Here is a 14,442-nt window from a genome sequence, read left to right as displayed (position 1 = left end):
GCACACGAGGCCCCTTGGACGGCGGCTTGGCCTCCCTCGGGCTCTCGGTCACACGTTGCGGGCTGGCCACCGTCTTCGTGTGGGTGGGGACACTGAAGTTCAAGGACTATGAGGTCGAGAACGCTGAGGTTCTTGTCACGGCGAGCCCGCTGACGTCGCGGTTGCGCGCGAAACTGGGTGCCCGCGGCCTCGCCCGCATCATCGGGATCACTCAGATCACGCTGGGCTCGCTGATCGCGGCCAAGGCAGTGGCGCCCCGAGCCGCAGCGCTCGGCAGCTTCGGCGCCGCGGCGATGATGCTGGGCACGCTTAGTTTCCTGGTCACGACGCCGGAGGCGTGGCAGCAAGGTCGGGGAGTGCCGCAGCTGTCCATGCTCGGTGAGGCTCTGTTGAAAGACACCGTGCTGCTCGGAGCCGCGCTGGTGACAGCGGCCGACGCGCTGCACGCCGTTACGGCCGGCAACTGACGACGCGGCGGGTCGCAGCCGGCGACCGGCTCTTCGTGGTCGAAGAAGGAGACGCTGCCGGAGCACCGCTTCGGCCCTGCCGGGAAGGCGCCGGTAAAACCTCAGCCGAGCCCGGCCCAACTTCCATCGCTCACCCGCCTCCCGTCGGTCCCGCACAGCATGGTCATCATCGGCGCGTCGTCGCCGAACTCCGGGAGAGCGCCGTGACTGGCGCTCCGGGGCGCCTCCGGTCGTGGGGAGGTGCGGTCATCGCAGTGGGCGGAAGGCGGCTCGCAGGTGTGCCGCGAACAGCTGCGGTTCCTCCCAGGCGGCGAAGTGGCCGCCGTGTTCGGCCTCGTCGAAGTAGCTGAGTGTGGGATAGGCCTGCTCGGCCCAGCTGCGCGGCGTGCGCCAGATCTCGCCGGGGAAGGTGCTGAAGCCGACCGGGATCCGCGGCGGCGGGAGCGGCCGGCTACCCGCGGCGGGCGCGTCCGGTCCGTACGCCTCCCAGTACGAGCGGGCTGCGGACGCGCCCGTGCCGGTCAGCCAGTAGGCGGTGATGTTGTCGAGGATGTGGTCGCGGGTGAGGTTGCCGGAGGGTTGCCCGTCGACGAACGCGCGGGCGATCTTGTAGTAGGCGTCGGTGTCGTGGTCGATCATCCAGGCGGCCAGGGCGACCGGCGAGTCCAGCAACGCGTACCCGATGGTCTGCGGCCGGGTGGCCATCTCCACGAAGTAGCCGTTTCCGCTGGTCTGGAAGGTCTTGATGGCGGCCAGTGCCGCGCGTTCCGCCTCGGTGTTCTGCGGCAGCGATGCGGGGTCGTTGAGCGCAGGGACCAGCAGGTTCGTGTGGATGCCGGCCAGCCCGTCCGGGCCGAGTCGGCCCATCGCGTCGGTGACGCCGGCGCCGACGTCACCGCCCTGGGCCACGTACCGGCCGTAGCCGAGCCGGCGCATCAGCTCCGCCCAGGCCCGCGCGGTCCGGGCGAGGTCCCAGCCGACTTCGGCGGGCTCGCCGGAGAAGCCGTAGCCGGGCAGTGACGGCAACACCAGGTGAAACGCGTCCGCGGCGGTGCCGCCGTGCGCGGTGGGGTCGGTGAGCGGGCCGACGGAGTCGAGCATCTCGATGACCGAGCCCGGCCAGCCGTGCGTCATGATCAGCGGCAGCGCGTGCTGATGCTGCGACCGGACGTGTACGAAGTGGATGTCGACGCCGTCGATCTCGGTGATGAACTGCGGTAACGCGTTCAGCCGGGATTCGACCCGGCGCCCGTCGTACTCGGTCGCCCAGTATTGGCGCAGCGCCTGCAGCGGGGCCAGTTGCACTCCCTGTGTGCGGTCACCGACCAGCTCTCTGGTCGGCCACCGCGTCGCCGCCAGGCGGCGCTGGAGATCGTCGAGGGTGTCTTTGGGGATCTGCACGGTGAAGGGCCGGATCGAACTTCCAGCCTGGTGCTCGGTCGTAGTCATGCGCCAGCACTTCCTCTCGTTCGCAACCCCGTGCGGAGAAGTCGCAGCTGTCAGGGACTGGTCAGGACGGTGTGGTTCGTGCGTGGGTGATCGCCCACTCGAGGGCATAGTCGGCCACCTGCTCCCAGCCGGGTTCGACGCCGGTGAAGTGCGAGCGCTCCGGGAACTCGTGGAAGTCCGTGACGGCTTCGGAGTTGCGGTACTTCTTGAAGTTGGAACGGACGACGGCGGTCGGCATCAGGTGGTCCTTGCCGCCGGCGATGAACAGCAGTGGGGCCCGCTCGTCGAGGTCGTAGTCGACCCAGGTTTCCTGGTGGCCGGGTTTGAAGTTGGCGATCAGGCCGTACGCCCACACCCAGTTGCCCGGCGCCGGGACGTGCAGCCGGTCGTACGCGGCGTCGGACTCTTCGCGGCTGACCGTGTTGGCGAAGGCGTAGTGGAACTGTTCCTTGGTGAAACCCACCGCCCGGTGCCGGTTGGCCGGGTTCCTCAGGACCGGGAACAGGGATTTGATCTGCGACGGAGGATTCACCCGTACGCCCTCGGGCGGTGCCGAGTCGATCGTCACCGCGGCGGCGCCCAAACCGCGGTTGACCAGGAGCTGGGTGAAGGTTCCGCCGAAGGAATGGCCCATGATGATCGGCGGCCGGTTCAGGCTCTCCACCACCTCCGTCAGATGATCGAGTGTCGCGGGAACGGATGCCTCGGTGATCACCTCAGGTTTCTCCCGCAAGGCCTCGACTTCGATCTCGAATCCCGGATACGCCGGCGCGATCACCTCATGACCCTTCGCCTGGTAATGCTGCACCCAGCGGTCCCAACTGCGCGGAGTCATCCACAACCCGTGGATCAACACAATCGGCAGCGGGCTGGTGGCCGGATCGCTCATGACGCTCCTTCCGATAGGGCAACACCCCATCGTGGGAAACCTCAGGCAGCGGTGCCTCATCCCCGCGGGATGAAGCACCGCACCCATTGACGCACGCGTTGGACTACATCCCTGTTGCTGACCGCGATCTGGCGCACCGTCCGCAACGAGCCGGGCGTCATCGAATAACCCGACGGCGTTTGGTACGCCGTGGCCGTGTTCACCCGCAGTGCCTCCACCGCCCTCAACCTCCCGCGTCGACGCCGTCATCGGCGCAACCGCCCGCACAGCGGTGGAACACCTTCGCAGCTAAGAGGGCATCTGATCCTCTAAATGGGGACCTCGCACTAATGCCAACATGCCGTTGCAGAGGCCTCGTCCGCTCAGCAGCGCAAGTACTCGGGCCATTGCGACCCTGGCCGGGACGGGCAGCCCGCCGCCGGCGCCAGCAGCTCAGTCGTTGGGCCACCGGCGAAACTGTCGTGAGCTGCTGCGTTCGTCCGAGCATTGGTTGGCGTTTCACGCGGAGTGGATCATATTCTGGTGTTTGGCCCGTCCGGCTCGGAGCCGCTGTTGGTGCGGCAGGCAGCCCGTTTGGAATCCGCCGCCAACCGCTTTCCGTACTTCGTACCTATGGGATGACGAGTAGCTTGCCGGTGGTACGCCGAGCCTCCAGATCACGGTGAGCCTGGGCGACCTCGGCAAGCGGGTAACGGGCCGTCACGGTGACCTCAAGCGCCTTGGTGCGCACCCATTCGAGCACGTCGGCGGCACGCGAGAGCAACTCGGACCGATCGGCGACAAAGTGCCCGAGGCTTGGCCGGATCAGGGTCAACGAACCACCCTGGGCGAGCCGGATGGGGTCGAACGGTGGCACGGCACCACTCGCGGCGCCGAAGAGTACCAGGTGCCCGCGGGTTCGTAGGCTGGCCAGGCTCGCATCAAAGGTGTCCCTGCCGACGCCGTCGAAGACGACAGGCAGTCCTTGGCCGCCATTGAGCCGCTTCACCTCGGCCGCGAGGTCATCCACTGCCGAGTAAAGGATCACCTCGGCCGCCCCGGCGCGCCGCGCCAGCTCGGCTTTCTCCGGCGTCGAGGTCGTGCCGATCACCCTGCCGCCGAGATGGGTGATGAGCTGAGTCAGCAAAAGCCCCATGCCACCGGCAGCAGCGTGCACGAGCACCGTGTCGCCTGGCTGAACCGGGTAGGCGTCCTTGACGAGATAGTGCGCCGTCATGCCCTGCAGCAGCACCGCGGCGGCGGCCTCGAAGTCGACGCCGTCGGGCAGTGGCACGAGCCGGGAGGCGTCCACGACAGCTTGCTCAGCATAGGTGCCGGGAATCTCCACCCAGCCGACCCGGTCTCCCACAGCGACGTCCGCGACACCCGGTCCAATTTCGACGACCGTGCCCGCGCCCTCGGTGCCCGGGGTGAAGGGCATCGGGAGGGTGTACCGGCCCTGGCGGTGGTAGACGTCGAGGTAGTTGACGCCGGACGCGGCAACCTCCACGACCGCCTGACCTGGACCCGGCACCGGTTGATCAGCATCGACCAGCCGCAGCACCTCGGGGCCGCCCACTTCGGAAACCTGAATCGCTCGCATGACCCCTCCTGAAACGGCTCTTCCCGCACGAAACTCCAGTCACGGAGATCCGATTCCCGCCGCGACCGGGGTGTCGTGGCCGTCACATTCAGCGGCAGAAGGGCTTGAAGCCGAAGCCCCAAGACCCCTTGTTGTTACGTTGCGGTGCCGCGTTTCGTTGGTGCTGATCCTTGGGCATGGGAGTAGCCGAACCGGTCAGGCAGTACAGAGTCGCGCTGACCGCCATGCTCCAGCCGCGGTACGCGCGCCGGGCAGGGTGTGCGAGTGGGTGCCGGTCAAGTCAGTGGTAGCGGCGGACGAAGGCGAGCGCTGTTTCGGCGACCTGGCGCCATCCGCTGTCGATGGTGAGGGAGTGGCCTCGGCCGGGGATTTCGACGATCTCGGTGACGCCCGGGTTGTCCTGCTGCTGTTTGTAGGAGGCGTTGGCGATGGCCCAGGGGACGGTGTGGTCCTGCTCGCCCGAGATGATCAGCAGCGGGCCACGGGCGGGGTTGCCGGTGTCGACCTTCACCTCGGTCCAGGGGTTGAGGTGGGCCACCGCGGCCTGGAACAGCGGTTCGCCGGAGGCGGGCACGGCGTAGGTGGCGTAGAGCTCGCGGGCCTCGCCCTCGGTGACGGCGTTGGCGAAGCCGTAGCGGAACTGCTCGTAGGTGAGCGGCACGGCGCGGTGGTAGTTGGCCGGGTTGCCGAGCACGACGCTGGCCACCCGCAGCGCCGAGATGGGCAGCGGCAGGACGCCGCGGAACGGGGCCGGGTCGATGGCGACCGAGACGGCGGACAGCCCGCGCCCTGCGGTGATCTGGGTGATCAGACCGCCGAAGGAGTGGCCGATCACGGCGGGCTTGCGGTCGAGCTTGCCGACGAGGTTGCAGAAGTGGTCGGCGACCTGGCCGACGCTCTTGCGGGCGAAGACCTCGGGGTGGGCGTTGGCCTCCTCGACGGTGGCGGGGTCGTCGGGCCAGCCCGGCACGACCGGGGCGTAGCCGGCCTCCGTGAACAGGTCCGCCCACCGGTCCCAGCTGCTGGGTAGCAGCCACAGGCCATGGACGAACACGACCGGCGGCCGGCCGCTGGCGTTGGCGTCCTCGATCTGCTGCAGGTCACGGGTGACGGTCATGCGTGGGCTCCGTTCTGGAAGGCTGCGGTCAGGTCGAATAGGTACGGCCGGTCAGCCGTCGCAGCGGCGAACGGTTGCGCGGCGGTATCCAGGACAGGTCCCGGCATGGTTCTTGCTCCTCGGTCGGTGTCGAGTCACGTGCTACGTCGAACCGACGCTAGGTAGCGCGCCGTTGATCGGGTATGGACGAGCGTGCAGACAACATTGCCGTCCACGCAGCGGCATGGAACGTTCTCGTCTCGTGCCCGTTCTACCTGCGAGAACAGCGCCGACCGGCTGATTTGATGGCCCTCGTACGGAATGTGGAGTGTGCCGTGCGGCGACGGCCGTGCTGCTCGAGACGGCAGCCGCGCCGGCGTCAGCCTCGGCGACTGGCTGCGTACCCAACGCCTCGAAGCCTGCCGCCGTGAACTCGCCAAACCGCACAACCTCGACCGCACCATCGCATCCATCGCTCACCAATGGGGCTTCGCCGACGCCACCCACTTCAGCCGCGTCTTCCGCCAGACATACGGCATAACCCCACGAGACTGGCGCGCAGCCAGAAAACGCCCCCGCGACTAATTAGCCGATCCGCACCGACTGCGGCAGATTGCCTACAACAGGTCCGGGCTCGGGGGCATCGAGGTACGAGGCGTCACGGCGCGGGAACGCCAGCGCGTCGGCGATCAACGGCGGTCTCTCCACCGGTTGTCGCATCGCAGGTAGCGGCGGTGCACACCCATGGTGGGCGGTCACCCGGCTGCGGGGCCGTACGGGCGGCCGGACAGTTGGTTCGTGGTGACGGTCAGCGGTTGAGGTAGCCGGCGAGGCCGCCGAGCTCCTCGTTGGCGATGAACACCGACCGGACGTTGAGGATGGCCTCTTCGACGTGGATGGTGCAGCCCCAGGCCGAGTCGCCCCACGAGTCGGCGATCTTCAGCTCGGCCGGGGCGGTGCAGCCGGCGGTGCCGCCGAGCTGACAGCGTTCAGGGTGCGGCGTGGTCGCCTGTACCGCAGCCGCAGCTCGCATCCGGGCGGCGAGCTCGGCGGCGGCGGCCGCGCGTTGCTCGGCATCGTCACGCAACTGGCGTTCGGCGCGTACCGCCTCGATGGTGGCCAGGCGCAGCTCCAGGTGCTGCGCGACCAGGTCGGCGAGATGGCCGAGCACGGTCGTCTGCGCCTCGGTCAGCTCCCGAGGCATCGCGTCGATCGCGGTTACGGTGCCGAGGTGGTGCCCGTCGGCGGTGACGATCGGGGCGGCGGCGTAGAACCGCAGCCCCAGCTCGCCACGCACCAGCGGATGCTCGAGGGTGCGCGGATCCGTGACCGCGTCGTTGACCACGTACGGGCCCTCGGCGCAGAACGCCGACGCGCACAGTCCCGGTTCGGTGCCGACCTGCGCGACGCCATCGAGTCCCTTGGCCGCGGCGAACCAGACCCGGTCGGCGTCGACGATGCTGACCGTGGCGATCGGGGTGCCGCACACCGCTGCCGCGGTCGCCGCGATGGTGTCGAACTGGCCGTCGGTGGGGGCATCGAGGATCTCGTAACGGCGTACCGCCGCTAACCGGGCGGGGTCGGTGAGGGCGGGCCTGTCAGCGGTGGTCGACACGGTGTGGTGCTCGCTTCCCATGGGGGTGTTCAGGCCGGGCGGAGTTCGTGGTTGCGGCGGTCATGCCGCATCCGCATCGTGCCGAGCTGCAGGCGAACGCGGCGCTCGACGAGGGGAGTCGCCGATCTGCCGGGCGTCGGGCAACGAACGGGTGAGCCGGTCGAGTTTCGGCACCACGAGGGTGTCACCGGTGCGGACGCCCGTGAGGGCCTGATCAGGGACGAGCCGGACGCGGGTGCTGCCCGAGTACGCCCGGCCGAGGTAGATCTGATCAGCGGACACGCCGAGGTCGAGCAGGATCTGCCGGTTCGCTTCGAGGTCCTGTTCGTCGGTGGAGCAGCGGGCGTAGCCGATCCGCACGGCGGTCATGCCGGTGAGCCTATCGGTAACGGATGGCCCCGCTCACCGGACAGATCACAGGACACGCCGCGCTGTGGACGCAGTTACGCGACCACCAGCGGCAGTTCGCCTCCGACATGAGCGGGGCCGGCAGCTGATCGGTCGCTTTTGTTCGTGAGTTCCGAGTTCCGATGCCAGATGTCGCTGAGTTTCGGCACCGGCGGGATCTTACCGATTTGGATGTTCGCGAGTTTGGGCGCCACCCCTCGTGGGACCAGACATCTGTCGTCGGCCAGCGCACTGCTCAACACGCGGTGACCGGTGAGGAGGCGGAACGTGCCTGACGTCGGCAGCAACCTTCGCATGGAACCTTGTGCGTCCGGCATGCGGCCGTCGCTCAGTCCAGGGCTGTCGCGCGGCCGGCAACGATGTTGCTGACGAGGTTCCCCAGCACTTCCGGCGCATCGATGTGAGCGAGGTGACCCTGCCCAGGTAAGACATGCACGGCCGCGCCCGGCAGCAGCCGCTCGACAGCGGTGAAGGCGGTGCCGTAGGGATCGGCGTCCCGGCTGTGCTCGCCGACGACAAGGTCGACCGGCACCTCCAGCGCGGCCCATCTTCCAGTATCAGGGGTGAAGGCGTTGAGCGCGGCCAGCTCCTGCGCCACAGGCGCCGCCCACAATCGCAATGATTCCCAGGCGGGGCTGGCCCGCAGTGCTGCGACGTGTTCCGGCGAGTACTTCGAAACCTCGAGGTTGACCACCTCGACAGCCCGGTCCAGGTCATCGACAGCGACCGCCGCGTGCAACGCCGGTACGGCGGCGGCTCCGAACGGACGCAGCACCGGTTCATACGCGATCACGTGCCGCACCGCCGCGGACCGCGTCGCCGTTTCGATGGCGACAAGTCCGCCGTAACTCCAGCCGAACAACCGCGCCGGCTCGTCCAGCCAGTCAAGCCATGCCAGCAGGTCGAGTACCTCGGTCTCGATACCGTAGTCGTTTCCGAGCGGTCCGCTGGGCACCCGGCCGCGTCGGTTGAGGATGAGGGTCGGCTCCGGACCCTCGACGGAGGCCACGACACGCCGCCATCCCTTGGCGTCGGTCATCACACCCGGAACGAAGACCAGCGGCATGCCAATGCCGGGGCGCCACAGGGCGTGCAGCCCGGCACCGTCACGGGCGATATGGCGAGGCTCCACCCGAGCAACTCTATGGTGGGTGCGACCGGCGGGGCTGTGATCGCGATCATGTTCTTTGGTCGACGTCCGCTGCGGCAGGTCGGTGCGCCGACACCCGGTTCGCTTCATGATTGCCCGTACGGAGGGCGCATGCTCTCGGGAGCTACGGCCCGGCACCATTGGTGCGCGCTGCGCTTCGGTGACCGGGAGTACCGTCAGGTCACCTTGCTGAGGTCCGGACATGCCGATGCCAGTGCATTCGATCATGGTGACATCAGCCCGGCTCATGGGGCGAGTTCGACGCGGGCGGGCGGACTTGGCGCTGTGGTCCGCCGTGTGGGCTTACCGAACATCGGCATGGTGCGAAAGTCGTAAGCGCTTACTGGGCAGCGGCGGGCTCACGACGAACCAGAATGGCAGCATGGAGCACAGATATGTGGGTGCGAGTGGACTGCTGGTCAGTGAGTTGTGTCTGGGCTCGATGACATTCGGGGGCGAGGCCGACGAGGCGGCGTCCCGGCTACTGCTCGACCGGTACGTCGATGCCGGCGGCAATTTCATCGACACCGCCGATGTGTACGGCGGCGGTGCGTCCGAGGAGATCATCGGCCGCTGGCTGGCCGCTCGGACCCGTGACGAGTTGGTCATCGCCACGAAGTGCTTCTGGCCGACCGGTGGCGGCCCGAACGACCATGGCGCAGGGCGTAAGCACATCATCGCGGCCGTGCACGCAAGCCTGCGACGGCTGGGCACCGACTACATCGACCTGTACCAGGTGCACGCGTTCGACGAATCCACCCCGCTGGAGGAAACCCTGTCGACTCTCGACGGGCTGGTGCGAGCGCGGTCGATCAGCTCGCGGACAACCTGGGCGCGTCCGGCTGGTCGCTCACCGACAAGCACATGGAAAGCCTCACCGTCGCCGGGGATCGTCGGCCGCTGCCGTACCCACACGGCTACCTGGCGACATCGCCACGCCGGCGCCCGTAGGCCGCCGATCCACACCCTCGCGGCGCCCGGCCACGACACCGGGGCGGTCAGCCTCGGCGGAGCTCTGGCGCACTTGCAGGACAGCGGGGAACACCCGCCGCCAGTACGGCGCGGTTTGCCGATTCACCAGCGCACGGGTGGCCGCCGCGGCCATCGTCTCGACCGGCTGACGCACGGAGGACAACGGCGGGGTGGTGCAGACGGCGATCACACTGTCGTCGAATCCCACGACCGCCACATCCTCGGGGACCCGCCGGCCCGTGTCGGCCAGAGCCTGCATCACTCCGGTCGCCATCAGGTCACAGCCGACGAAGAACGCGTCCACGTCCGCCTCCTCGGCCAGCAGGCGCAGCGTCAGCTCGTAGCCCGCCTCCCGGCGGAACTTGCCGACCGCGGAGATGTCGGCCAGCCCGAGGTCACGCACCGCGCGCCGGAATCCTTCGCGCCTGGCCTCGGCGCACGGATTGCCTTCCTGACCGTGTAGCGCGACGATGCGGCGGCGCCCGGTCTCGTGCAGGTGCACGACCGCCGCGTACGCGCCGTCGGCATTCTCCATGTCGACGAACGGGACCCCTGGGGCGGACGGGCCCATCGAGACCACCCGTTCACACCGCGCATGAAAAGTTGCCGCCAGATCCGGTGCCACATTGATCAAGATGACACCCACGCTCACCGTGTCGGCGATCTTCGCCAGCAGGGCGGCCGCGCCGGACTCGTCGACCACGTGGACCCGCAACTGCGCCTCCCCGCCGGCGAGTTCCTGCAGGATCCCGGCGGTCACTCGACCGTAGTACGGGCTGTCGCCGAAGACCGCGGCGTCATCGACGACTACCAGCTCCACCACGCTGCCGTGGCCGAAGGCCAGTGCCCGTGCGACGGGATCGGGCCGGTATCCGAGCTGGGCGATCACCCGCTGGACGTGCTCGCGGGTCTGCGGTGCCACCCCGGGGGCATTGTTGAGGACCCGGGAAACCGCTGCGGTGGACACGTTCGCCGCAGCGGCGACGTCAGCCAACGTCGGCCTCTTCGGTGACATTACCCGATCATACATTCGCCACGATCAACCTTCCGGTGTGCCGCGGTGACGCCTCGGCACCTCGCTCCACCTCGACGCTGACGTCCATGTCCTCGACGAACAATTCCGTCCGCAACGCATTCGCCGATGATTCACCAGCGTGCCGGGCTGGCATCCGCCTGTGCCGCAATCCGCGGGCGTCCCTCCCTCTCGCCTGGTAGCACGGCGTAGACGCCGGACATCGGGGCACCTACGCCGATCACGGAGTCGGAACAGGCGATGGGAACGGGCTCAACCTGTCCAAGTGCCGGGCGCCGGTGCACCTTCGTGCGGTTCTCTCCCCGCGATGACCGCTGTGGAAGGTCTGCGGCAGATCAGTGCACGCGATCATGGGCATATGCCGTTCCGTCCGCCGCCCGGCCACGCCGACCCCGATCCCCGATTCGACCCCTACCGCGAGCGTGCCGGCGTGCTCGCGGACCAGGGCGAGCCGTTCGGCGTTCTCTACCTGCGCTTTGACACATCCTGGCGGCAGCTCGGTGGTCACCTCTGGTGGCGTCGCTGGTCAGAGCCACGCGAGCACGTGACCGGCTACCTCGCCCTGAATGACGGCGGATTCGACGACTTCGTGGAAGACGCGGATACCGTGGCCGAAGAACTGGAGTACTGGGATCGCGGCCGGTTCCCCTACCGCGGCCTGCTCCTGACCGTCGAGTGGCTCGATGACGAAGGCTCCCGCCGCGCACGTTCGGACGCCTTCGGGCTCGACGCAAGTGACTGACCCGAGAGGCGGTGCGCAAGCGACCAGCACGCGGATCGCGGCATGACAGTGCGTCGTCTGGTGAGCTACTCATCCGGCATGATTGCTGAGTGCGCGACTTGGGGACGCTGAACGACCGGTGGTGGGACTGGCAAGTAGATCGGTGGGGCGTATCCGGACTCCGCCTCATTGCGGATAATGACCTAATTTATGTCCAGCCAGATTTAACTGACAGGCATCAGTTCCACGGATTTCCGCCTTCGTGGCTTTCGGGAATGTGGCCCGCTTCCATGCCAAGGTGCACATGCAGTGCGAGCGCTGCAGGCGATCGCGAACAGCCTCACGGTGAGAAGATCGCGGGGGAGCCCATGCTTGATGGGGGATAAATTTGATCTAGCCCGGAAGAAGGAGGCGACGCCGGGTGGAGTGAAGTCCGATTTCACGCACCGCGCAAATGGCATGTCATGCACGTTCATCGATCTTGTCGGGCAGGTAGCGTGCGATCCTGCGGCTGCGCCTCGGAAAGTTCTTCTCAGGTTTGCGTCGAACGGGGAAATGATGAGAATAATCTGCCAGGATGCTGCCATTAGCGTTTTGCTGCGGCCTCGCTAGGCGTTGGGATCGACAACGCGGGGAAAGTGATCACGAATCACACGGCAATCCGTGTCACGCTCGGCGTCGTTGCGACGCCGGCCCTGACCGCGCTCGCGACGGCCGCGACCGCCGCGTTGCCCGAGTCCGCGGTCACGCCGCCCCGGGCAGCGGCCGAACAACCTTCGTGCCACTAATCAGACAGAGGCCTCGCCATCCCGGCGTGTGACCACGGAGACGAATTCCCGTCGGTCCGCCAGGGTGCTGCGCCGTTCCGGCGCCTATCCAGACGTCCAGCTTTTGTCCACGGACGGAGACGCGAGCGGTACTGCTTCATAGGTGCCAGCGAAGCGTTGCCAGATCGAAACGAATGGAAAGGTACAGAGATGAGTCAGCGCATAAAGGTCATGGTCGCCGGAGCCGCGATCGCTACTCTGGGAACGACGTTTCTCGCGGTGAGCCCTGCGTACGCCGTCAGCTGCCCGTCGGGGCAGTACTGCATCTACCCGCAGCTGAACTTCGGCGGAACGCCGGTGCACTACACCGCGAGCACAAGCCAGTTGCCTGAGCCCTGGAACGACGACACGTTCTCTGCTATCAACAACACGTCGCGCGGCCTGCGGATCTACCGCGGCAGTAACTACGGGGGTTCCCATACCTGCATTCAGCCGCACCAGTCGATCGCTGACCTGACTTTCTTCTCCGTCGGTCGCTGGGGGTCCTCCGCAAAGCTCGGCAGCTCCTGCGGCTAAATACTGCAACGCCACTCGTCATGCGATACGTATCGATGATTGAGGCACCTGCCCGAACCAGGTCACCACCACGATCCGCCCGATCACCGGCCACGACCGGCACGCCGGCCAAGCCGACTTCGGCGCCGCCTGCACCGACTGCCCGCTACGCCCGCAATGCACCACAGCGAAAACCGGCCGGCACATCACCATCAGCCGCTGGGAAACCCACCTGAGCACCGCCCGCACCCGACAGACCGACCCCGCCTGGAAAGCCGACTACCAAGCCACCCGACCCAAAGTCGAACGCAAGATCGCCCACCTGATGCGCCGCCGCCACGGCGGACGCCACGCCCGCATGCGCGGACTGCACCGCGTCGCCGCCGACTTCACCCTCCTAGTGCCCTGACCAAGAACGTTCACGGTGTTGGATGACACGCCGTCGGGTTCACGGGCGGGCGGCATAATGGCGTTCAGGCTGTGCTGGTGGCAGATCCAGTACGCGTGCGGCGGCTCAGTGACCAGGAAGGTCAAACGCTGCTGCGCATCACTCGCCGGGGCACCGGCTCACCGATCCGATTACGCCGGGCCATGGTCGTGCTCGCATCCGCGGGCGGGAACACAGTGCCGGCCATCGCCCGGCTCGTGCAGGCCGACGAGGACACGATCCGGCAGGTCATCCACCGGTTCAACGAGACAGGGATGGCCAGCCTGGACCCTCGGTGGGCGGGTGGCCGTCCCCGCCAGATCAGTCCTGACGACGAGCAGTTCATCGTCACGACGGCCAAGGCGCGCCCCGAGAGTCTGGGGCGGCCGTTCACCCGGTGGAGCATCCGCAAACTCGCCGACTATCTGACCTTGCAGCCCGCCCGGTCCATCGAGATCGGGCGGGAACGGCTGCGGCAGATCCTGCACCACAACGGCATCACCTTCCAGCGGACCAAGACCTGGAAGGAATCCACCGACCCCGACCGCGACGCCAAACTCGCCCGCATCGAGTACGTGAGCAGCCACATGCCGCAGCGGGTGTTCGCGTTCGACGAGTTCGGGCCCCTCGCAGTCCGCCCCCATGGCGGTGCCGGCTGGGCACCTGCCGGGCATCCCGACCGGCTCCCGGCGAACTATCACAAGCTGCATGGGGTGCGGCAGTTCCACGGCTGCTACAGCGTCGGCGACGACCAGCTCTGGGGCGTCGTCCGGCGCCGCAAAGGCGCCGCGCAAACCCTCGCCGCGCTGAAATCCATTCGCCGGGCCCGGCCGGACGGGGCACCGATCTACATCATCTTGGACAATCTGTCCGCGCATAAGGGCAAACGAATCCGTGCCTGGGCGGCCCGCAACAAGGTCGAACTCTGCTTCACACCGACGTATGCGTCCTGGGCCAACCCGATCGAGGCGCAGTTCGGGCCGCTACGCACGTTCGTGATCGCCGGCTCGAACCATCCGAACCACACCGTCCTGGCCAGGAAACTGCACGCCTACCTACGCTGGCGCAACGCCCACGCCCGTCACCCCGACGTCCTGGACGCTCAACGCCGCGAACGAGCCCGCGTCCGCAGCGAACGACAACGACGCTGGGGCCAACCCGCCACCCGAGCGGCCTGACCCCAACACCCCAAACGTTCTTGGTCAGGGCACTAGCAGCCGCCACCAACCTCGCCCGCCTCGCCGCCCTCGGCCTCACCCACCAACTCCAAGGCTGGGCCCTCACCTGACAGTCGGAACCCACCGTTCACCA

Annotated in this window: 14 protein-coding genes and 1 pseudogene; 7 read left to right on the top strand and 8 right to left on the bottom strand. The window is 67.7% G+C overall.

Going from position 1 to position 14,442, the window contains the following annotated elements:
- The first annotated feature begins 14 nt into the window (after window positions 1-14).
- Entirely contained in the window at window positions 15-467 is a 453-nt protein-coding gene (locus tag BJY16_RS37385) for a DUF417 family protein (protein WP_185044264.1), read from the top strand.
- Between the two features lie 246 nt (window positions 468-713).
- Here the strand turns inward: BJY16_RS37385 and BJY16_RS37380 are convergent, their stop codons facing one another.
- From BJY16_RS37380 to BJY16_RS37365, 4 genes are all read right to left on the bottom strand, one after another.
- Window positions 714-1,916 (bottom strand): epoxide hydrolase family protein, encoded by a 1,203-nt coding sequence (locus BJY16_RS37380; protein ID WP_185044263.1) that lies wholly within the window; start codon window positions 1,914-1,916, stop codon window positions 714-716.
- Between the two features lie 61 nt (window positions 1,917-1,977).
- Window positions 1,978-2,805 carry an alpha/beta hydrolase gene (locus BJY16_RS37375; RefSeq protein ID WP_185044262.1) on the bottom strand — a complete coding sequence of 276 codons (828 nt, stop codon included), beginning with the start codon at window positions 2,803-2,805 and terminating at the stop codon, window positions 1,978-1,980.
- A 610-nt stretch (window positions 2,806-3,415) separates the two neighbouring features.
- Window positions 3,416-4,387, bottom strand: a complete 972-nt coding sequence (locus BJY16_RS37370) for a quinone oxidoreductase family protein (protein WP_185044261.1) — start codon at window positions 4,385-4,387, stop codon at window positions 3,416-3,418.
- Window positions 4,388-4,667: 280 nt separating this feature from the next.
- Window positions 4,668-5,504, bottom strand: coding sequence for an alpha/beta hydrolase (locus BJY16_RS37365; RefSeq protein WP_185044260.1), 837 nt, complete (start codon window positions 5,502-5,504; stop codon window positions 4,668-4,670).
- A 300-nt stretch (window positions 5,505-5,804) separates the two neighbouring features.
- Here BJY16_RS37365 and BJY16_RS49065 point away from each other — a divergent pair, with 300 nt between their 5' ends.
- Window positions 5,805-6,068 carry a helix-turn-helix transcriptional regulator gene (locus BJY16_RS49065; RefSeq protein WP_185044259.1) on the top strand — a complete coding sequence of 88 codons (264 nt, stop codon included), beginning with the start codon at window positions 5,805-5,807 and terminating at the stop codon, window positions 6,066-6,068.
- Window positions 6,069-6,291: 223 nt separating this feature from the next.
- On the opposite strand, the gene BJY16_RS37355 is transcribed toward BJY16_RS49065, so the two are convergent.
- From BJY16_RS37355 to BJY16_RS37345, 3 genes are all read right to left on the bottom strand, one after another.
- Window positions 6,292-7,098 (bottom strand): GAF domain-containing protein, encoded by an 807-nt coding sequence (locus BJY16_RS37355; RefSeq protein ID WP_239176995.1) that lies wholly within the window; start codon window positions 7,096-7,098, stop codon window positions 6,292-6,294.
- 60 nt (window positions 7,099-7,158) lie between these two features.
- Complete coding sequence (locus BJY16_RS37350) at window positions 7,159-7,467, bottom strand: recombinase family protein (RefSeq protein ID WP_185044257.1); 309 nt, start codon at window positions 7,465-7,467, stop codon at window positions 7,159-7,161.
- A 367-nt stretch (window positions 7,468-7,834) separates the two neighbouring features.
- Window positions 7,835-8,884 (bottom strand): alpha/beta fold hydrolase, encoded by a 1,050-nt coding sequence (locus BJY16_RS37345; protein WP_221502081.1) that lies wholly within the window; start codon window positions 8,882-8,884, stop codon window positions 7,835-7,837.
- Here BJY16_RS37345 and BJY16_RS48760 point away from each other — a divergent pair.
- Window positions 8,859-9,398, top strand: a pseudogene (locus BJY16_RS48760) (aldo/keto reductase); the annotation flags it as partial. The gene BJY16_RS37345 and the pseudogene BJY16_RS48760 overlap by 26 nt on opposite strands.
- Window positions 9,399-9,530: 132 nt before the next feature.
- On the opposite strand, the gene BJY16_RS37335 reads toward BJY16_RS48760, so the two are convergent.
- Entirely contained in the window at window positions 9,531-10,622 is a 1,092-nt protein-coding gene (locus BJY16_RS37335) for a LacI family DNA-binding transcriptional regulator (protein WP_239176997.1), read from the bottom strand.
- 346 nt (window positions 10,623-10,968) lie between these two features.
- On the opposite strand from BJY16_RS37335, the gene BJY16_RS37330 reads away from it, so the two are divergent.
- The 4 genes from BJY16_RS37330 to BJY16_RS37315 all read left to right on the top strand — a co-directional run bounded on the left by BJY16_RS37330 (window position 10,969) and on the right by BJY16_RS37315 (window position 14,309).
- Window positions 10,969-11,403 (top strand): hypothetical protein, encoded by a 435-nt coding sequence (locus tag BJY16_RS37330; RefSeq protein WP_185044255.1) that lies wholly within the window; start codon window positions 10,969-10,971, stop codon window positions 11,401-11,403.
- A gap of 956 nt (window positions 11,404-12,359) precedes the next feature.
- Window positions 12,360-12,725: a peptidase inhibitor family I36 protein gene (locus tag BJY16_RS37325; protein WP_185044254.1), complete on the top strand. Its 366-nt coding sequence runs from the start codon at window positions 12,360-12,362 to the stop codon at window positions 12,723-12,725.
- Between the two features lie 73 nt (window positions 12,726-12,798).
- Window positions 12,799-13,113, top strand: coding sequence for a transposase (locus tag BJY16_RS49060; protein ID WP_376698058.1), 315 nt, complete (start codon window positions 12,799-12,801; stop codon window positions 13,111-13,113).
- A 77-nt stretch (window positions 13,114-13,190) separates the two neighbouring features.
- A complete protein-coding gene (locus BJY16_RS37315) occupies window positions 13,191-14,309 on the top strand; it encodes an IS630 family transposase (RefSeq protein WP_239178069.1) in 1,119 nt (372 codons plus the stop codon).
- Window positions 14,310-14,442: the final 133 nt, after the last annotated feature.

The organism is Actinoplanes octamycinicus, assembly GCF_014205225.1.
GTDB lineage: Bacteria > Actinomycetota > Actinomycetes > Mycobacteriales > Micromonosporaceae > Actinoplanes > Actinoplanes octamycinicus.
The sequence above is the reverse complement of the archived record's forward strand: the minus strand, read 5'-3'. Positions and strand labels throughout refer to the sequence as shown.